18 protein-coding genes are annotated in these 19,466 nt (G+C 71.1%); 14 read left to right on the top strand and 4 right to left on the bottom strand.

The annotated features are described in order from the left end of the window. Positions 1–157: 157 nt before the first annotated feature. From VMR86_00520 to VMR86_00575, 12 genes are all read left to right on the top strand, one after another. Positions 158–1,552, top strand: a complete 1,395-nt coding sequence (locus VMR86_00520) for an AAA family ATPase (protein ID HTO05515.1) — start codon at positions 158–160, stop codon at positions 1,550–1,552. Between the two features lie 10 nt (positions 1,553–1,562). Next, the gene (locus VMR86_00525) at positions 1,563–3,170 is read left to right on the top strand and encodes a VWA domain-containing protein (protein HTO05516.1); all 1,608 of its coding nucleotides are present in this window, start codon (positions 1,563–1,565) and stop codon (positions 3,168–3,170) included. After that, positions 3,167–3,736, top strand: a complete 570-nt coding sequence (gene trmB, locus VMR86_00530; protein ID HTO05517.1) for a tRNA (guanosine(46)-N7)-methyltransferase TrmB — start codon at positions 3,167–3,169, stop codon at positions 3,734–3,736. The genes VMR86_00525 and trmB overlap by 4 nt, the downstream gene beginning before the upstream one ends. Continuing rightward, a complete protein-coding gene (rlmN, locus tag VMR86_00535) occupies positions 3,733–4,797 on the top strand; it encodes a 23S rRNA (adenine(2503)-C(2))-methyltransferase RlmN (GenBank protein HTO05518.1) in 1,065 nt (354 codons plus the stop codon). The genes trmB and rlmN overlap by 4 nt, the downstream gene beginning before the upstream one ends. Positions 4,798–4,804: 7 nt before the next feature. Further along, positions 4,805–5,473 carry a metallophosphoesterase family protein gene (locus VMR86_00540; GenBank protein HTO05519.1) on the top strand — a complete coding sequence of 223 codons (669 nt, stop codon included), beginning with the start codon at positions 4,805–4,807 and terminating at the stop codon, positions 5,471–5,473. Beyond that, positions 5,470–6,612 (top strand): acyl-CoA dehydrogenase family protein, encoded by a 1,143-nt coding sequence (locus VMR86_00545; GenBank protein HTO05520.1) that lies wholly within the window; start codon positions 5,470–5,472, stop codon positions 6,610–6,612. Before VMR86_00540 ends, VMR86_00545 begins: the two co-directional genes overlap by 4 nt. Positions 6,613–6,756: 144 nt before the next feature. Next, positions 6,757–8,469: an acetate--CoA ligase gene (acsA, locus tag VMR86_00550; protein ID HTO05521.1), complete on the top strand. Its 1,713-nt coding sequence runs from the start codon at positions 6,757–6,759 to the stop codon at positions 8,467–8,469. A 59-nt stretch (positions 8,470–8,528) separates the two neighbouring features. Beyond that, the gene (gene pdhA, locus VMR86_00555; GenBank protein HTO05522.1) at positions 8,529–9,458 is read left to right on the top strand and encodes a pyruvate dehydrogenase (acetyl-transferring) E1 component subunit alpha; all 930 of its coding nucleotides are present in this window, start codon (positions 8,529–8,531) and stop codon (positions 9,456–9,458) included. Next, complete coding sequence (locus tag VMR86_00560) at positions 9,455–10,447, top strand: pyruvate dehydrogenase complex E1 component subunit beta (protein ID HTO05523.1); 993 nt, start codon at positions 9,455–9,457, stop codon at positions 10,445–10,447. Before pdhA ends, VMR86_00560 begins: the two co-directional genes overlap by 4 nt. A 7-nt stretch (positions 10,448–10,454) precedes the next feature. Further along, positions 10,455–11,621, top strand: coding sequence for a dihydrolipoamide acetyltransferase family protein (locus VMR86_00565; protein HTO05524.1), 1,167 nt, complete (start codon positions 10,455–10,457; stop codon positions 11,619–11,621). After that, on the top strand, positions 11,618–11,866 hold the full coding sequence (locus VMR86_00570) for an acyl carrier protein (protein HTO05525.1): 249 nt from the start codon (positions 11,618–11,620) through the stop codon (positions 11,864–11,866). Before VMR86_00565 ends, VMR86_00570 begins: the two co-directional genes overlap by 4 nt. Positions 11,867–11,901: 35 nt before the next feature. After that, positions 11,902–12,444, top strand: coding sequence for a cold shock domain-containing protein (locus VMR86_00575; protein ID HTO05526.1), 543 nt, complete (start codon positions 11,902–11,904; stop codon positions 12,442–12,444). Between the two features lies 1 nt (position 12,445). On the opposite strand, the gene VMR86_00580 is transcribed toward VMR86_00575, so the two are convergent. From VMR86_00580 to VMR86_00595, 4 genes are all read right to left on the bottom strand, one after another. Further along, the gene (locus VMR86_00580) at positions 12,446–12,919 is read right to left on the bottom strand and encodes a CBS domain-containing protein (protein ID HTO05527.1); all 474 of its coding nucleotides are present in this window, start codon (positions 12,917–12,919) and stop codon (positions 12,446–12,448) included. 70 nt (positions 12,920–12,989) lie between these two features. Next, positions 12,990–14,609 carry a chaperonin GroEL gene (gene groL, locus VMR86_00585; protein HTO05528.1) on the bottom strand — a complete coding sequence of 540 codons (1,620 nt, stop codon included), beginning with the start codon at positions 14,607–14,609 and terminating at the stop codon, positions 12,990–12,992. A 43-nt stretch (positions 14,610–14,652) separates the two neighbouring features. Next, entirely contained in the window at positions 14,653–15,288 is a 636-nt protein-coding gene (locus VMR86_00590) for a hypothetical protein (GenBank protein HTO05529.1), read from the bottom strand. Beyond that, positions 15,195–17,393 carry a LysM peptidoglycan-binding domain-containing protein gene (locus VMR86_00595; protein ID HTO05530.1) on the bottom strand — a complete coding sequence of 733 codons (2,199 nt, stop codon included), beginning with the start codon at positions 17,391–17,393 and terminating at the stop codon, positions 15,195–15,197. Before VMR86_00595 ends, VMR86_00590 begins: the two co-directional genes overlap by 94 nt. A 246-nt stretch (positions 17,394–17,639) precedes the next feature. Between VMR86_00595 and VMR86_00600 the strand changes: the two genes are divergently transcribed. Beyond that, complete coding sequence (locus tag VMR86_00600; GenBank protein ID HTO05531.1) at positions 17,640–18,296, top strand: hypothetical protein; 657 nt, start codon at positions 17,640–17,642, stop codon at positions 18,294–18,296. 32 nt (positions 18,297–18,328) lie between these two features. Then, complete coding sequence (locus tag VMR86_00605; protein HTO05532.1) at positions 18,329–19,456, top strand: CaiB/BaiF CoA-transferase family protein; 1,128 nt, start codon at positions 18,329–18,331, stop codon at positions 19,454–19,456. Positions 19,457–19,466 lie beyond the last annotated feature (10 nt).

The following is a 19,466-nucleotide window of genomic DNA, read 5'->3' on the forward strand; positions in this document are numbered from 1 at the left end:
GCTCCCGATCATCCAGGAGAGACTCAAGCTGATCCTCGGCACCGATCGCGAGAAGGAAGACAAGAGCGACGGCAGCGAGGACCACGATCGATCGGACGACAGCGACTAGTTCGGCGTACAATGCGCCGCCCGCCCAGGTGAGCGGGCGGAGGGGAAAGTGATTCGACCCGCCACGCTCGGTGAGCTCGTCGCTTCGGGCTACCGGCCGCGCACCGTGCGCGAGGAAGTGCGCGCGAATCTCGCGGCGCGCCTGCGCGCGCACCAGCCGTTCCTGCCCGAGATGATCGGCTACGGAGAGACCGTGGTGCCCGCGCTCGAGCACGCGCTGCTCGCGGGGCACGACATGATCTTCCTGGGCGAGCGCGGCCAGGGAAAGTCGAAGATGATCCGCAAGCTCGTCGAGCTGCTCGACGAGGCCGTGCCGATCATCGCCGGCAGCGAGGTGAACGACGATCCGCTGGCGCCGATCTCGAGCTACGGACGAGGGCGCATCGAAGAGCTCGGCGACCGCACGCCGATCGCCTGGATCGGGCGCGAGCAGCGCTACGGCGAGAAACTCGCCACGCCCGACACCTCGATCGCCGACCTGATCGGCGAGATCGACCCGATCCGCGTCGCCGAAGGCCGGTATCTCGCCGACGAGTCGACGATTCACTTCGGGCTGATCCCGCGCACCAACCGCGGCATCTTCTGCATCAACGAGCTGCCCGACCTGGCGGAGAAGGTCCAGGTCGGCCTGTTCAACGTGATGGAGGAGCGCGACTTCCAGGTGAAGGGCTTCAAGGTGCGCCTGCCGCTCGACGTGCTGGTCGTGGCCAGCGCCAATCCCGAGGACTACACGCGGCGCGGGCGCATCATCACCCCGCTCAAGGACCGCTACCAGGCGCAGATCCGCACGCACTATCCGCCCACGCGCGAGCTCGAGATCGCGGTCATGAAGCAGGAGCGGCGCCGGCCGCGCGAGAGCTCGGTCGAGCTGTGGGTGCCGCACTTCCTGGAACAGATCATCGCCGAGCTCACGATCCAGGCGCGCAAGAGCCCCGACGTGTCACAGGTCTCGGGTGTCTCGGTGCGCGCGTCGATCGCGAACTACGAGACGCTGATCGCCTGCGCGGAGCGGCGCGCGCTGGTGCTGGGCGAGAAAGAGGCCGTGCCGCGGCTCAGCGACCTGCCGGCGCTGCGCGCCTCGATGGGCGGCAAGGTCGAGCTCGAGTACGCCGGCGCCGAGAAGAGCGAGGCCGAGATCCTCGACTCGTTCTGCAAGCGCGCCGTGCTGGGCGTGTTCGGCGAGCTGTGCGGCGAGTCGGACCTCGACGCGATCGTGCGCGCCTTCGACGACGGCTGGAAGGTCGAGGTCGGCGACGAGCTGCCGTCGAAGGAGTACGCCGACGGGGTCGACAACATCGCGGGCCTGCGCAAAGCGGTCGAGTCACTCGGCTGCGGCGCGAGCCCGGCGCGCATCGCGGCAGCGGTCGAGCTGGTGCTCGAGGGGCTGCACCTCTCGAACAGGCTGAACCGCGAAGTCACGGGCCGCAGACTGACGTACGGCTGACATGCCGCGCGTGCGCTACAGCCGGTGGGACGGCACGCAGCGCGCGTTCTCGCTCGCCGCCGAGCAGGCGCTCGACGAGCTGGCCCGCCATCTGATGGAGGGCATGGGCGTCGAAGAGGCGCTGTCCTGGATGCGCTACCAGGGCTTCGAGCTGGCCGGCATGGACTTCCGCGTGATGGGCGTGGAGGAGCTCTTGCAGAAGCTCCGCCAGCAGGCGCGCGAGCGCATGGCCGGTCACAACATGGAGCGGACCTTCGACGAGCGCTGGCAGAAGCTGCGCGACCTGTTGGAGCGCGAGGAGCAGGCGCAGGCCGGTCGCAACGGCGTCGAGTCCAAGCGCTGGAGCGAGTTCAAGGCGCGCAAGGACTCACTCCCGCGCCGCCTGTCCGACGCCGTGCGGCGCTTCTCCGACCACGAGTGGGCGGACTCCGAGGCCGAGGCGGAGTTCCGCGAGCTCGAGGCCGAGCTCGGCGACCTGCGCGCGCTCGAGGAGTTCCACGCGCGCAACCGCCAGATGCTGCGCGGGGGTCACTCGCTCTCGTTCGACGAGGCGATGGACCTGATGCACGAGATCGAGAGGCTCGGACAGCTCGCGCGCAACCTGCTCGAAGGCCGCTTCGACGAGATCTCGCTCGACGAGCTGCGCGAGATCGCCGGCGACGAGGGCGTGGAGTCGATCCTGATCCTGCGCGACATGCGCCGCAACCTGGAGGAGGGCGGGCTGGTGCGGCCGGGCGAGAACGGCCTCGAGCTGACTCCGCGCGCGATCCGGCGCATCGGCGAGCTGGCGCTCGAGGACATCTACGGGTCACTCAAGCGCGGCACGCCGGGCGCGCACGCCACGACCCACCGCGGCGGCGGCCTGGTCACGATCGAACGCTCCAAGCCCTACGTGTTCGGCGAGCCCGCGCACCTCGACGCCGTGGCCAGCGTGCGCAACGCGCTGTTGCGCGATCCCAGCCGCGCGCGCGTGCCGCTGCGGCTCGAGCCCGGCGACCTGCAGGTCTTCGACACGGACCAGCAGACCGACACCACCACGGTGCTCCTGCTCGACATGAGCTGGTCCATGTCGTGGTCCGGGCGCTGGCCGGCCGCCAAGCGCGTGGCGATCGCGATGGACCAGCTGATCCGCACGAGATACCCGCGCGACCGCTTCTTCATCGTCGGCTTCTACACGCGCGCGCGCGAGCTGAAGATCCCCGAGCTGCCTGAGCTCGTGTGGAACATGGAAGACCCGTTCACCAACCTGCAGGACGGCCTGCGCGTCGCGCAGCGGCTGATCGACCGCAATCCGTCGGCCAACAAACAGATCATCGTGATCACCGACGGCCAGCCGACCGCCTACTTCGTGGGCGACGAGCTGCGCGTCGAGTGGCCCAGCGGCGTGGGCGGCACCAGCCCGCGCGCCAACAAGGAGACGCTGGGTGAGGTGAGTCGCGTGACTCGCAAGGGCATCACGATCAACACCTTCATGCTCGACGACTCACCCGAGCTGATGCGCTTCGTGGAAGGCATGACGCGCATCAACAAGGGCCGCGCCTTCTACACCACGCCCGGGCAGATCGGCGAGTACATCATGGTCGACTACCTCTCGCGGAAGCGGCGCAAGATTCGTTGATCGTCTCGAGTGAGGAGCTCAGGGAGCGCTGTCTCGCGGCGCGCGTGGTGCTGGAGCTCGGCTTCGGCCGCGGCGAGCTCTTGCTCGACCTGGCCGAGGCAGAGCCTGCCCGCGCGTTCGTGGGCGTCGAGATCTCGCGCAAGCGGGTCGAGAAGGTCGCCAAGCGCGCCGAAAAGCGGGGGCTCGCGAACGTCTGGCTTCTGCACGCGCCGGCCGAGTACGCGCTCGAGCGCGTGCTGCCCCCGGGCTGCGTGGAGGAGTGCTGGATCAACTGCCCCGACCCGTGGCCCAAGAAGCGGCATTGGCGCCGGCGCCTGATCCAGCCGCTCTTGCTCGAGCGGCTGGCGGCGGCGCTCGCGCCGGGCGCGCTCCTGCACATCGCGACCGACCACGTGGGCTACCGCGACTGGATCGCCGACGTCATGGCGGGACAGAGCGCCTTCGTGAGTCTCCACGCCGCGCCCTGGTCCGAGTCACGCCCCGCGCGCCGCGAGACGGCCTACGAGGCGGAATGGCGCGCGGAAGGTCGCACGCTTTCGTACTTCGACTATCGTAGGGCGCCTTGAACTCCCTCCTGGCCCATACGCCCGCCGAGCTGCGCGCCGCGTTCGCGGAGGCGGGCACGCCCGGCTTCCGCGCCGCGCAGGTCGCGCAGTGGGTCTACGGCCGGCGCGTGCGCGACTTCGCGGCCATGGGCAACCTGCCGGCCGCGCTGCGCGCCGAGCTGGGCAAGAGCTGGCGCACGCGCGCGCTCGCGCTCGAGTCCGTCCACGGCGCGGCCGATGGCACGCGCAAGCTCGTGCTCGCCACCGCCGACGGCGCGCGCATCGAGGCCGTGCTGATTCCCGAAGCGCGCCGCCAGACGCTGTGTGTCTCGTCGCAGGTCGGCTGCAGCCTGGACTGCGCCTTCTGCGCCACGGGCCGCATGGGCCTGGGCCGCAACCTGCGCGCCGACGAGATCGTCGACCAGGCGCTGCACGCGGCCGAGCTGCTCGACGCAGACGGCCGCGCACTGACTCACGTGGTGTTCATGGGCATGGGCGAGCCGTTGCTCAACCTGAAGCACGTGCTGCAGGCGATCCGCGTGCTGACCGACCCCGACGCCTTCGGCCTGGCGCCGCGCCGCATCACCGTCTCGACCGCGGGCGTCGCGCCCAAGATCGCCGAGCTGGGCGAGGCCGTGCCGGTGCGGCTTGCGATCTCGCTCCACGCTGCGCGCGACGAGCTGCGCGACGTGCTGGTGCCGCTGAACCGGCGCTTTCCGATCGCCGAGCTGCTCGCGGCCTGCGCGAAGTTCCCGACGCCCAGACGCGAGCGCCTGTCGTTCGAGTACACGCTGATCGCGGGCGTGAACGACTCAGCCAGCGACGCGCACGCGCTGGCGGCGCTGGCCAGGAAGGTCCATGCCAAGGTCAACCTGATCCCGTTGAACGAGCATCCCGGAACGACCTACCGGCGCCCGAGCGAGGCGCGCATGGACGCGTTCCTCGGCGTGCTCGCGGCCGAGCGCGTGACCGCCACGCTGCGCCGCTCCCGCGGCGACGACATCTTCGCCGCCTGCGGACAACTCGGCGCGCGCGGCGACGCGCAGCCGGGCGCGGCAAGCCCGGAACCCGCCTACCGATAAGAGTCGGATGCTCTACGCGATCGGCGACATACACGGCATGCGCGACGAGCTCGTCCGCCTGCTGTCGCGCCTGCCGCTCAGCCAGGGCGACCGACTGCTGTTCATCGGTGACTACGTGGACCGCGGCCCCAATCCCAAGGGCGTGGTCGACGAGCTGCTCCGGCTGCAGAAGAGCTACGAGTGCATCTTTCTCATGGGCAACCACGAGGCGATGTTCCTGTCGTTTCTCGGCTGGGAAGGAGCGAATTACTTCGGCGCCGAGGCCTTCCTGCACAACGGCGGAGAGACCACGCTCCAGAGCTACGGCTACTTCGAGGCCAAGGACGACTTCGCGCTCGAGCCGGCGCACGAGGCCTTCTACCGCAGCCTCGCGCTCTGGCACCTCGACGGCGAATACGCGTTCGTACACGCGGGTCTCTCGAAGGCCGCGCTCGGCTTGTCCGACGCCAAGTACGCGCTCTCGCGCGAGAAGGCGCGCGACCTCTTGTGGCAGCGCGAGACCGCCGACCTGCCGCACAGCCTGGGAGTCACCGTGATCTACGGCCACACCCCGCTGCCGGATTTCGGTGTACGCTGGAACCTGCCGTACTCGATCGGAATCGATACGGGTGCCGTCTACGGCGGTCCGCTGACGGCGATCCGGCTGCCGGACGAGACGATCTTCCAGTCCTCATGAAGCTCACCAGCGACCACGAACTGATCCGCGATGCCGTGCGCCGGCTGGCCGAGGCCGAGCTCGCGCCGATCGCGGCGCGCATCGACGCCGATGACTGGTTCCCGCGCGACTTCTTCCTGAAGCTGGGCGAGATCGGGGCGCTGGGCGTGCTGGTGCCCGAAGAGTACGGCGGCAGCGGCGGCGACTACATCGGCGCGACGCTGATCATGGAAGAGCTGGCGCGCGTGTCGGGCTCGGTGTCGCTCTCGTACGGCGCGCACGCGGTGCTGTGCGTGGGCGCGATCGCGCGCGACTGCTCGCACGAGCAGAAGAAGCGCGTGCTGCCGCGGCTGTGCAGCGGCGAGGCGATCGGCGCTTGGGCGCTCACCGAGCCGGGCTCCGGCTCCGACGCGCTGGGCATGCGCACGCGGGCGGTGCGCGCTGGCAGTCACTACGTGATCGACGGCGGCAAGACTTTCATCACCAACGGCTCCGAGGCCGAGACACTCGTGGTCTACGCGCGCACCGACCCCGCGCAGGGCGCGCACGGCATCTCGGTGTTCCTGGTCGACGCCAAGACGCCCGGCTTCCAGTGCAGCCGCACGCTCGACAAGATGGGCATGCGCGGCAGCCCGACCGCGGAGCTGCGCTTCGACGCCATGCGCGTGGCCGCCGGGGACCGGATCGGCGAGGAGAACCGCGGCGTGGCCCTGATGATGCGCGGGCTCGATGTGGAGCGCGCCACGCTCGCGGGCATCTCCGTGGGTCTCGCGCAGGCCGCGCTCGACCACTCACTCGCCTGGGCGCGCGAGCGCGAGCAGTTCGGCCGCCCGATCGCCGAGTTCCAGATGGTGCAGAAGCTGCTCGCGGACATGTACGTCGACGTGACTGCGGCGCGGCTGCTCGTGTACGAGGCCGCCGAGCTGTGCATCGCCCAGTCGAGCGGCTGCGCGAAGCTGGCGTCCGCCGCCAAGCTGCTCGCCTCCGAGATCGCCACCAAGGCGGGGCTCGCCGCCGTGCAGGTCTTCGGCGGCTACGGGTACACGCGCGACTACCCCGTCGAGCGCATCGCGCGCGACGCCAAGCTGATGGAGATCGGCGCGGGCACGTCCGAGATCCAGCGCACGATCATTGCCCGCGAGCTGCTGAAGGGCCGCTGAGTCACCCTGCCTCATACTGGGGCAGGACGCTTCAGCCACGCGCACGGTTCGGGCGCGGCCCGGCCGGCATGCCCGTTGCTCCCGAGGCGCAGCGTGGCGCTGCCGCCGATCGAAAAGTCCGAGCGCGTACGCGCCTCCGCAAACCTGCGCGACTATGCACGCGAGTGCGCAGCGTTCCGCTGGGACCGAGCGCGGGAGCACCTCGAAGGGCTGCCGAACGGCCGAGGCCTCAACATGGCGCACGAGGCCGTCGACCGGCACGCGCGCGGCCCGCGGGCGGCCAAGACCGCCCTGCGCTTCCTCGAACGCGGTGACTCGGTCCGCGATGTCTCGTACGCGGAGCTCGCCGAGTTCTCGAGCCGCTTCGCGAACGCGCTGCGCGAGCTCGGCGTCGGGAGGGGCGAGCGCGTGTTCGCGCTGGCGGGCCGGATCCCCGAGCTCTACGTCGCGGCGCTCGGCGCGCTCAAGAACGGCAGCGTGTTCTGCCCGCTGTTCTCGGCGTTCGGCCCGGAGCCGATCCGGACGCGGCTCGAGCGCGGCGACGCACGCGTGCTGGTGACTACGAGCGCGCTCTACGCGCGCAAAGTGGCGGGCCTGCGCGCATCGCTGCCCAAGCTCGAGCACGTGCTGCTCGCCCGCTGCGAGCCCGGGAGCGCGCAGCCGCCGGGCACCCACGAGCTCGACGCCTGTCTCGCGCGCGCGTCCTCGAGCTTCGAGATTCCGCCGACCGACCCCGAGGACATGGCGCTGCTCCACTTCACGAGCGGCACCACGGGGGCCCCCAAGGGCGCGGTCCACGTGCACGCCGCGGTGCTCGCGCACCACGTGACCGCGGGCCACGCCCTAGACCTGCGAACGGATGACACTTTCTGGTGTACGGCAGATCCAGGCTGGGTCACCGGAACCTCGTACGGCATTCTCGCGCCACTCAGCCACGGGACGACCACGCTGGTCGACGAATCGGAGTTCGACGCCGAGCGCTGGTACGCGACGCTCGAACGACAGCGCGTGACCAACTGGTACACGGCGCCGACGGCGGTGCGCATGTTGATGAAGGCGGGCGCCGCTCTGGCCCGGCGTCACGATCTCTCGGCGCTGCGCTTCGTGGCGAGCGTCGGCGAGCCGCTCAACCCCGAGGCGGTCCTGTTCGGGCAGGAGGCGTTCGGGATCCCGATCCACGACAACTGGTGGCAGACCGAGACGGGTGGAATCATGATCGCGAACTTCGCGTCGCAGGAGATCCGGCCCGGCTCGATGGGCCGTCCGGTGCCGGGCGTCGAGGCGGGCATCGTGCGGCGCGAGCGCGACGGAGCGGTAGTGGAGGTCACCGAGCCCGACGTGCTGGGCGAGCTCGCGCTGCGCCCGGGCTGGCCCTCGATGTTCCGCGGCTATCTGCACGACGACGAGCGCTACCGGAAGTGTTTCGCCGGCGGCTGGTATCTGTCTGGGGATCTCGCGCGGCGCGATCGCGACGGGTACTTCTGGTTCGTGGGCCGCGGCGACGACGTGATCAAGTCATCGGGTCACTTGATCGGTCCCTTCGAGGTCGAGAGCGTGCTGATGGAGCATCCCGCCGTGATCGAGGCCGCCGTGATCGGCAAGCCCGACCCCGTGGCGGGAGAGATCGTCAAGGCTTTCGTCGTGCTGCGCGCCGGCCAGACGCCGGGCACCGCGCTGCTGCGCGAGCTGTCGGCGTTCGCGCGCACCCGGCTGGGCGCCGCGGTGGCGCCCAAGGAGCTCGAGTTCCGCGACTCCGTGCCCAAGACGCGCAGCGGCAAGATCCTGCGCCGCCTGCTGCGCGCGCGCGAGCTCGGACTGCCCGAAGGAGACACTTCCACGCTCGAGGGCGCAGAGTGACTCACGAGGCGCCGGCTGCCCCGCGCGACCGCGAGCACGCACTGCGCCTGCTCCGGGGGATGGTCCGGATCCGGCGCTTCGAGGAAGCCTGCGCCGAGCAGTACAGCAAGGGCAGGATCCGGGGTTTCCTGCACCTGTACGTGGGGCAGGAAGCCGTGGCCGTCGGCGTGCTCGACTGTCTCGAGCGCGACGACGCCGTAGTGGCGACCTATCGCGAGCACGGCCACGCGCTCGCGCGCGGCATCGACTCGGCGCGCCTCATGGCGGAGATGTTCGGCCGCGCCGAGGGCTGCAGCGGCGGGCGCGGTGGCTCGATGCACGTGTTCGACGCGGCCACGCGCTTCTACGGCGGGCAGGCGATCGTCGCCGCCGGGCTGCCGCTGGCCGTCGGGCTCGCGCTCGCCGACCAGATGCAGCGCCGCCCGCGAGTCACCGTGTGCTTCTTCGGCGAGGGCGCGGTCGCCGAAGGCGAGTTCCACGAGGCGATGAACCTCGCGGCGCTGTGGCGGCTCCCGGTGCTCTTCGCCTGCGAGAACAACCTGTACGCGATGGGCACCGCCCTGTCGCGCTCCGAGTCCGAGACCAACCTGTGCGTGAAGGCGGCCAGCTACGAGATGCCCGCGTGGTCCGTCGACGGCATGGACGTGCTCGCGGTCGAGGACGCCACGCGCAGGGCCATGACCGCGGTGCGGGAGGGCGGCCCGCTGTTCCTCGAGCTGCGCACGTACCGGTTCCGCGCGCACTCGATGTTCGACCCGCAGCTGTACCGCGACAAGGCCGAGGTCGAGCTCTGGAAGCAGCGCGACCCGATCCCCGCGTTCGCGTCCCGCGCCCAGGCGAGCGGCGCGCTGCGGCCCGAGGACCGCGCAGCCCTCGAGCAGGAGGCCGAGGCCGAGATGGCGCAGGCGGTTGCTTTCGCCGAGGCGGGCCGGCTCGAGCCCGTCGCCGAGCTCGCCCGCCACGTGTATTTCGAGGGCGAGGCGCGATGACCGAGCGCATCCAGCAGAGCTTCCGCGATGCCTTCCGGCAGTCACTGCGCGAGGCGCTCCTGCGCGACGAACGCGTGTTCCTGATGGGCGAGGACGTGGGGCGCTATGGCGGCAGCTACGCGGTGAGTCACGGCTTGCTCGCGGAGTTCGGGCCCGAGCGCATCCGCGACACGCCGCTGTCGGAGTCCGGGTTCGTAGGCGCGGGCATCGGAGCGGCGCTGGGCGGGATGCGTCCGATCGTCGAGATCATGACCGTGAACTTCAGCCTGCTGGCGCTCGACCAGATCGTGAACGGCGCGGCCACGCTCTCGCACATGTCGGGGGGCCAGATCCACGTACCGCTCGTGATCCGCATGGCGACGGGCGCCGGCCGCCAGCTGGCCGCGCAGCACTCCCACAGCCTGGAGGGCTGGTATGCGCACATCCCGGGCATCAAGATCGCCGCCCCCGCGACGCTCGAGGACGCCCGCGGCATGCTGTGGACCGCGCTTTGCGACCCCGACCCGGTGCTGATCTTCGAGCAGGCGCGGCTCTACCCGGTCGAGGGCGAAGTGGCCGCGGACGCGGGTCCCGTCGACCTCGAGCGAGCGGCGGTGCGCCGATCGGGCCGCGACGTCAGCCTGATCGCCTACGGCGGGACGCTCGACCGCGCGCTCGAGGCGGCGCAGTCACTCGCCGCCGAGGGCATCGAGGCGGAGGTGCTGGACCTGCGCGTGCTGCGGCCGCTCGACGAGGCCGCGATCCTCGCGACCGTGGCGCGTACTCACCGCGTGGTGATCGCCGACGAAGGCTGGAGGAGCGGCAGCCTCTCCGCGGAGGTCGCCGCGCGCATCGCCGAGCGCGCCCTGGGGGAGCTCGACGCCCCGATCCGCCGCGTGTGCACGGCGGAGGTCCCGATCCCCTACCCGAAGCACCTGGAAGACGCAGCGCTGCCGTCGGCAGCGGGAATCGCCGCCGCGGCGCGCGAGCTGGTGGGCCGCCGTGGCTGAGTTGAGCATGCCTTCGCTCGGCGCCGACATGGATCGGGGCAAGATCCTCGAATGGCGCAAGAAGGTCGGTGAGTCCTTCGTCCGCGGCGAGATCGTCGTGCTGGTCGACACCGACAAGGCCGAGATCGAAGTCGAGAGCTTTCACGACGGCGTCCTCGACGAGATCCTGGTTGCCGTCGGCGAGACCGTGCCGGTGGGAACGCCGATCGCGCGCTTCACCGCATCCGCGCGTCCCGGCGCCGCGCCAGCCACGCCCCCGCCCCCAGTGACTCGCGCGCCGCCCGCGCCTGCGACTCCACCCAGGCCCCCGCGGCCCGCGGCGCCCGCCGCCGCGCCACCGGCCCCGGCGGCCGCCCGCGCGCATGCCACGCCGCTCGCGCGCCGCATCGCCGCGGAGCGCGGCGTCGACCTGACCGCGCTCGTCGGCAGCGGAGTCGACGGCGCGATCACTCGCGAGGACGTCGAGCGCGCCGCTGCGCCTGCGGCTCGGTCCGCCGTGCCGCGCGACCGGGCGGGCGCGATGCGCGCCGCGATTGCGGCCGCGATGGAGCGCGCGAACCGCGAGATCCCACACTACTACGTGGAGTCACGCATCGATCTCGGCCGCGCCACCGAGTGGCTCGCCGCGGCCAACGCGGCGCGCCCGATCGGCGAGCGGCTGCTGCCGGCGGCGCTGTTCGTGAAGGCGGTCGCGCTCGCGGCGCGCGAGGTGCCGGAGCTGAACGGCTTCTGGCGCGAGGGGGCGTTCGAGCCCGCGCGCGAGGTGCACGTGGGGCTGATCGTGTCACTTCGCCAAGGCGGGCTGCTCGCGCCCGCGCTGCACGACGCGGCCGACAAGAGTCTCTCGCAGATCATGGTCGCCTTGCGCGACGGGGTCGCGCGCGCCCGGGCAGGCAAGCTGCGCAGCTCCGAGGTCTCGGGCGCGACCATCTCACTCACCAATCTCGGCGATCAGGGCGCGCAGCGCGTGTTCGGCGTGATCATGCCGCCGCAGGTCGCGCTGGTGGGCTTCGGGCGGGTGACCGAACAGCCCGTGGCGTCAGGCGGGCTGATCGGGGCGCGCCCGGTGGTGGACGTGAGCGTGGCCGGCGATCACCGCGCGAGCGACGGGCACCGCGCGGGGCGCTTCCTGTCGGCGCTCGCGCGGCTGCTCGCCGAGCCGGAGCGTCTGTGAGCCGCGCCGAGCTGCGCGCCGCGATCTTCTCGGCCCTGGCCGAGGTGGCGCCCGAAGCCGATCCGGGCACGCTGCGCGACGAGCTCCCGCTGCGCGATCAGCTCGACCTGGACTCGATGGACTTCCTGAACCTGCTGATCGGCGTGCACCAGCGCACGGGGGTCGAGATTCCCGAGGCCGACTACGGGGAGCTCGCGAGCCTCGAGCAGCTCGTCGCGTACCTGGAGGCGAAGCAGCGGGGTTGAGGCAGCAGGAACGCCGGTTGCATCGAGGAGGCATCATGGAGATTCACTGGGACAACGTGGAGGAAGTGGACGAGGCGCTCCGGCACAAGCTGGAGGCGCGCATTCGCCGGCTGGTCGCGCAGCACGACGACATCCTGTCGATGCGCATCACGGGAAAGGGAGGCCATCACCACCGGCACGGCGCGCGCGAGATTCACATCGCCGCGCAGGCCAAAGGCCGGGTCATGACGGCGACCCGCTCCGCGCCCGACCTCGCGCGCGCTCTCCACGACGCCGTCGACGCCTTCGCGCACGAGCTGCGCCACGTGCGCGGAAGGCGCACGTCCACGCGCGTGCGGGCGCGCGCCGGCGGCCCGCCGCTCCTGGGCCTCGTCGATCGGCTCTACCGCGACGGGGGCTACGGCTTCGTGCTCACCGACGATGGGACTTCCGTCTACTTCCACCGCAACGCCGTGCACGGCGATCTCGACTTCGAAAAGCTCGAGGTGGGTCAGCGCATCGCGCTCGACGTGGAGGACGGCGACGAAGGGCCGCAAGCCACGGTGCTGCGCCCGGCGCGGGACGTGCCGTTGCCCTGACTCAGTCCTTGAGCTTCTCGAGCACTCGCAGCAGATCGAACGCAGTCACGATGCCGAGGAGCTGCGATCCCGCGCTGACGAACACGCGGTGGATGTGCTGCTCGCGCAGGAGCCGCGCGATCTCGGGAGCGGGTGTGCTCGGCGAGATGGTGAGGACCTCGGCGGTCATGGCCTCGCTCACGCGCAGCGCGGCCAGCCGGTTCTCGAAATCCTCGGGGCCGGCCGCCCAGTCCGGCGACGAGTACGGCAGCAGGTCGCGGAAGTAGCCCGTCTCGAAGCGGGCGGTACCGCTCTCTTCCTGGACGGCGCGGATCAGGTCGCTCGCGGTGATCACACCGATCAGCGTGCCCAGGTCGTCGACGACCGGCGCGCCGCTGATCTCCTCCTCTGCGAACAGGCGGTGGACCTCGAGCAGGGAAGCTTCGGGGTTCACGCTGATGAGACGGGTCTCCATGAGCTCGCGGGCAGTGGGCAACACACTCGTCCTCCTCGGGTCAGGTGGTGAATTTCGTCTCAGTGGGGGGAGGGCGCAAAGGGACGCTGTGTCACTCTACCTCGGGCATTCCGGCCCCTGCGCCCTTCTTCTCTTCCATCTCGGTGAGCGTTCCTTCGGCCAGGAGCAGAACTCCGGCCACCGATACCGCGTTGTCGAGCGCCGACCGGATCACCTTGGCGGCGTCGATGATTCCGGCCTCGACCAAGTCCACGTAGCGGCCGCGTGCGGCATCGAACCCGAACGAGCCGGCGCCCGCGCGCATGCGCTCTACGACGACCCCGGCGTCGCAGCCCGAATTCACGGCGATCTGGCGGGTCGGCGCCTCGAGCGCCTGGCGCAGGATCCGCACGCCCGTGCGCTCGTCGCCCTCACACTTCTGCTCGACGGCCTCGACGGCGGGAATCGCGCGCAGGAGCGCGAGACCCGCGCCGGGAACGATGCCCTCGGCGACCGCGGCCTTGGTCGCGTTGATCGCGTCGTCGAAGGCCTCGCGGCGACTCTTCATCTCCGCCTCCGAAGGAGCACCGACGCGGATCACCGCCACGCCGCCCGAGAGCTTGGCGAGTCTCTCCTCGAGCTTCTCGCGGTCATAGTCCGACTTGCTGTCGGCGATCGCGCGCCGGAGCTCCTCGCAGCGCCCCTTCAGCGCCGTGGGATCTCCGCCGCCGCCGATGATCGTCGTGGTGTCCTTGTTCACGATGACTCGCTTGGCCTTGCCGAGCTGAGGGAGCTCGAGATTCTCGAGCTTGAGGCCGAGCTCCTCGGACACGATCGTGCCGCCGCACAGCGTCGCGATGTCCCGGAGGATCTCCTTGCGCCGGTCGCCGAAGCCCGGCGCCTTGACTGCGCACGCCTGCAGCGTGCCGCGCAGCTTGTTCACGACGAGGGTCGCCAGCGCCTCGCCTTCGACGTCCTCGGCGATGAGCAGGAACGCACGCCCCTCCTTGGCGATGCGCTCGAGCAGCGGGAGCAGATCGCGCAGCGTCCCGATGCGTTTCTCGTGCAGGATGACCAGCGGCTCCTCGAGCACCGCCTCGACTTTCTCGGCGTTGGTCACGAAGTACGGCGACAGGAAGCCGCGGTCGAACTGCATGCCCTCGACGATCTCGAGCGAGGTCTCCGTGCCGCGCGCCTCCTCGACGGTGACGATGCCTTCCGATCCGACGCGCTCGATCGCCCGAGCGACCATGCGCCCGATCTCCACGTTGCCGTGCGCGGAGATGCTCGCGACCTGCTCCTTCTCGCGAAGCACCGTGACAGGCTTCGAGATCGCACGCAGTGCCTCGACCGCCGCGGCGACTCCCCGATCGAGCCCGCGCTTCAGGTCGACGGCGCTCGCGCCGGCCGCCACGTTGCGCACGCCGTCCGCCAGGATCGCGTGCGCGAGCAGGGTCGAGGTGGTGGTTCCGTCGCCGACGGCCTCGCCGGTGCGGATGGCCGCCTCGCGCAGCATCTGCGCGCCCAGGTTCTGCTCGGGGTCGGGCAGATCGACGCGCTTGGCGATGGTCACTCCGTCGTCGCAGACGATCGGCGAGGAGAACTTTCGCTCGAGCAGCATCGAGCGGGATTTCGGGCCCAGCGTCGCTCGGACCGCGTCGGCCAGCGCGGCGGCCCCGGCGAGGATCTTCTCCCGAGCCTGGTCGCGGAACAGGAGCCGTGTGTGTGCCACGCCCGAGGCCTCAGCAAGCGGCGTGCCGCGCCCGGGGCGGGCTTCAGCCGTGCGGGCACTCGACGTGCACGGCCATGTGGGACAGGCGGATCAGCTCGCGCTCCTGGCGGCGCAGCTCCCACGAGTCGTAGAGGAAGATCTCGAGCGGGCGCCACATGGCCACCCAGCCGCCGATCAAGAGACTCTCCTGCCCGAGCTCCGCGACCGGTGAGTCAGTGAGCCGCACGAGCGCCTGACCGAGGACGAAGCACAGCGCGTAGAACGCGAGACCCACGGCGAGGCTCGTGCGCCCGCGGGCCATGAGCGCGCGGTGCTGCCGGTGCTTGCTCTCCGCGCGGTAGCGGAAGTGGTTGCGGATGGCGTCGCTCACCAGCGCGTTCAGCTCCGCCGGGGTCTCGTGGCGCACCTCCTCGAGGTGGATCACCAGCTCGAGCGGAATGCGCCGGGGCAGATCCCCGGCCCAGCCGATGATGAACTCCTCGGCGGTCGCGTCGAGCTCGCGCTCGCGGAAGGGCGAGGGATCGAAGGAGTGGAAGAGCTGCGCCAGGAGCCGCAGCCGCAGCTCGATCCGACCCGGCGGGTCCTTCAGCTGGTCTTTTCCACCAGCGGGATCTGCAGCTTCACTCCGGGGACCAACTTCCTGAAGTCGACGTCGGGGTTGTAGCGGTGGATGAGCCAAGTGGGCACACCGTAGAGCTTGTGCGACAGAACCCACAGGGTATCGCCGGAGCGCAGGCTGTGCTCGACCGTGCCCGTCACGCGGAAGCTGCCGAAGAAGTCCTCCTCGATGCCCTTGTGGTACTCGAGGCGGCGCTGCTGGAACTCCTCGGGGGTCACGCGCGCGAAGTCCAGGCGCAGCGACTGGCCCACGTGGATCGGCTGGCGGCCCTTCAGCTTGTTCAGGTTGCGCAGGCGCTGGGGCGAGACCTCGAGCCAGTCGGCGAAGTGACCGAGTGTCTCGTCGTCGTCCACCAGCACGCGGTCCTTCTTGAGCCGCATGTAGGGCGGGTCGTCGGCGGCCGCCGGCACCGCCAGGGCAGGAGTCACTGCGGGCTCGGCCACGGCGACGGTCACGGGCGCCGGCCGGTTCGGCACGGGCACGAGCTTGGGCTCGGGGCCCGCGAGGTCGGCGCTCGAGAACACCTCTTCGGTGCCGTCGTCGGCCGGCGGGGTCTCGGTCAGCTTGGGCGGCGCGCCGGCGGGCTCGAGCGCCGCGATCGGCTCGCTCGGCGGCGGGGGCGCGGGCTCGGCGGCGGGCGGCGGCGGCTCGGCCTGCGCGGGCGCCTGCTCGAGTGACTGCGAGACGGCGATCGCCACCTCGGCGGCGGGCGGCGGCACGGCGGGCTTGGCCTCCTCGGCGGGCGGGGCAGGCGTCGGCGCGGCCGGCTCGGGCGCCGCGGTCTGCGCGATCACGACCGGCGGCACGATGCGCTTGGGCGCGGTCCCGGGCCGGTCGGGCAGCTGCAGCACCTGGCCGGCGTAGATGCGCTGGCGCCGGCCCAGGTCGTTCTGCGACAGGATCTGCGCCACGGTCGTGCGGTTCTCGGAGGCGATCTCCGACAGTGTGTCCCCCCGCCGCACGGTGTAGTAGCGGCTCGCGTGCTGGTCGCTGTGTCTCTCCTCCTTGGGCACCGCGGCGATCCAGCGCGAGCCGTCTCCGGCGGTCGTGCCCGCGGGCAGGCGCAGGGCATAGCCGCGCGGGATGCGCTTGCCCGAGCGGAAGACCGGCGGACGCAGGGCCGGGTTCAGGTCGGCCACCTGCTGCGGCGAGACACCGAGCCGCCGCTGCAGGTCGTTCACGTCGGCGTAGAAGGGCAGAGTCACGACGTCGACCGGGTGCGGCGAGTCTCTGCGCACCGGGCCGAAATACGACTCGTAGGACTGGATCACCTTCCGCGCGGCGAGGAACTGCGCGTAGAAGTTCCGCGAGGCGAAGCCGAAGGTGCGGCCGTCGTAGTTCGCGACGATCTCGTCGATCCGGTCGGTGCCGAGCCGCTTCACCGCGCGGGCCATGCCGCCGGCACCGTGGTTGTAGGCCGTGAGCGCGAGCGGCCAGCTGCCGAGGATCGCGTAGTTCTCGCGCAGCAGCCGCGCGGCGGCGCGCGTCGAGGTGATCGGATCGAGCCGCTCGTCGACCACGTAGTCGACCTTCATGAAGCGCCGGCCCGTGCCGCGCATGAACTGCCACACGCCGGCCGCGCCGTACTTCGAGTAGGCGCGCACGTTGAACGAGGACTCCACGTGCGGCAGGAGCGCCAGGTCCTCGGGCATGCCCTGCGCCCGGAACACCGCGCGCATCTCCTCTTCGTACGCGCCCGAGCGCACCAGCCCCTCGCGGAACTTGTCGCGCTGACCCAGCTGGAAGCGCAGCTCGTCCTTGGCGTCGCGGAAGTCTCCCGCCGTGGGAGCGTGGCCGAGCGCCGCGGTGAACAGCCGGACGATCTGCTGCTCGTGCTCGCTGCGCGGCTCGCCGCCGCGGCCGAGCCAGTCCAACACCTCGCGGTAGCGCGCCTTGTAGCCGTCGACGATCCGCTCGCGCGCGCGCGGCGAGCTCTCGCCCTCGAAGCGGATGTGCTCGTACACCACGTCGAGCAGGCGCGCGTCGTGGAGGAATCCCCCGTCGGTGCTGGCCTCGGTGTACACGCGCACCCAGAACGAAACCGCGGGCGTGAGCGCAGCGGGCTCGGGAAAGGGCTCCGAGGCGGCGGCGCGCAGGGACGGGAGCGCCAGCGCAGCCCACAGCGCGAGCGCAAGAAGTCCACTCCGACGCCCGACTGCGCTCAACAAACTCCCCCGCGAGGCTTATCGCACGGCACCGTTCGGCCCTTGAGGCGCGGGAGGATAAGGGAGCGACAGGGCGCGCGCGAATCGCCGCGCCAGCCGTGCCCGGGCGCGCCGATTCTGCAAACGGCCGCCCGTGCGCGCGGCCAGTTCTACACCGCTCCCGACCCGGAGGTCAGTGAGTCGCGCAGAGTCACTTGAGTGCACTGGCATGCTCGTGCTGCGTCACACCACCATTGCGGAGAAGACATGAGAGCTCTCGCGCTCGCGTTCCTGCTCGCGCCATGGCTCGGCGGCGAAGCCCGCGCAGCGACGGTCACGGACCCGACCGGTGACTTCCTGTCGAGTTACAGCGGGCCGCAGGGCGCCGACCTCGACGTGGTGTCGACCAACGCCACGCTGCACGGGTCCGACCTCGTGCTGAACGCCACGCTGGCGGGCCCGATCGGCACCACTCCCGGTGCGTTCTACGTCTGGGGCGTGGACCGCGGCGCCGGCGCGAGCACGGCGAGCTTCGCCAGCCTGAGCCTGCCGAACATCGTCTTCGACTCGGTGGTGATCGTCCAGCCCGACGGGTCGGGTCAGGTGGTCCTCCTGGGCGGAGCCTCGCCGGTGATGACGCCGCTCGCCAGCGGCTCGGTCTTGATCTCGGGCAACAGCTTCGCGGCCACGGTGCCCCTCTCGATGCTGCCCTCGAACGGGCTCAGCGCGCAGAGCTACACCCAGAACTTGTGGCCGCGCTACCTCGGAGTGACCAGCGACGACCAGATCTCCGACTTCGCGCCCGACGCGACCATGGCGCCGGTCACGGCACCCGAGCCCGTCGCGCTCGCGCTCGTGGGTCTCTCGGGTCTGTGCCTGCTCGCCCGCGCCCGCAGGCCGAGCGAAGGCCGCCCCAGAAGATAACTGGCCGCGCCGGCCTGATATGCTGGCGCGCGATGGGACCCCTACAAGGCATTCGTGTGCTCGAGTTCGCGGGGATCGGGCCCGGTCCGTTCTGCGCGATGCTGTTGGCCGACATGGGCGCGGACGTGGTGCGCATCGACCGCGCGTCGAGCGCGGCCGGACGCGCGCCCGTGGACCCGCTGCTGCGCGGGCGCCGCAGCATCGCCGTCGACCTGAAGCAGCGCGAGGGGATCGAGGCCGTGCTGCGGCTGATCGCGGGCGCCGACGCGCTGATCGAAGGCTTCCGGCCCGGTGTGATGGAGCGGCTCGGGCTGGGACCCGACGCGTGTCTCGCCCGCAACCCGAAGCTCGTCTACGGCCGCATGACCGGCTGGGGCCAGGACGGGCCCATGGCGCAGGCCGCGGGTCACGACATCAACTACATCGCGCTGGCCGGCGCGCTCGAGGGCATCGGCCGCGCGGGTCAGCCGCCGCTTCCGCCGCTCAATTTGGTGGGTGACTTCGGCGGCGGCGGCATGCTGCTCGCGTTCGGCGTGCTCGCGGCGCTGCTCGAGCAGAAGCGCTCGGGCAAGGGCCAGGTGGTCGACGCGGCGATGGTCGACGGCGCGGCGCTGCTCATGTCCATGTTCTGGGGCATGAGACACGTGGGCATGTGGAGTGACGTGCGCGGCACGAACCTGCTCGACACCGGCGCGCATTTCTACGAGGTCTACGAGTGCGCCGACGGCAAGTACATCTCGCTCGGCTCGATCGAGCCGCAGTTCTACGCCGAGCTCGTGAAGCTGGCGGAGCTCGAGCCGGCGGAGTTCCCGCAGCTCGACCGCGCGAGCTGGCCCGAGCTCAAGCGCAAGCTGGCGGCGGTGTTCAAGCGCAAGCCGCGCGCCGAGTGGTGCCGGATCATGGAGGGCAGCGACGTGTGCTTCGCGCCGGTTCTGTCCATGGGCGAGGCGCCCGCGCACCCGCACAACGTGGCGCGCAAGACTTTCATCGAGGTCGCGGGAGTGACTCAGCCGGCGCCCGCGCCGCGCTTCAGCCGCACGGCGCCCGAAGTGAGTCGGCCGCCTGCGCGCCCCGGTGAACACGGCGAAGACGTGCTCGCGAGCTTCGGCTTTTCGGCGCCAGAGATCCGCAAGCTGCGCGAGAGCAAAGCCATCGGCTGAGCGGGGGGCC

The organism is Myxococcota bacterium (assembly GCA_035498015.1).
GTDB lineage: Bacteria > Myxococcota_A > UBA9160 > SZUA-336 > SZUA-336 > VGRW01.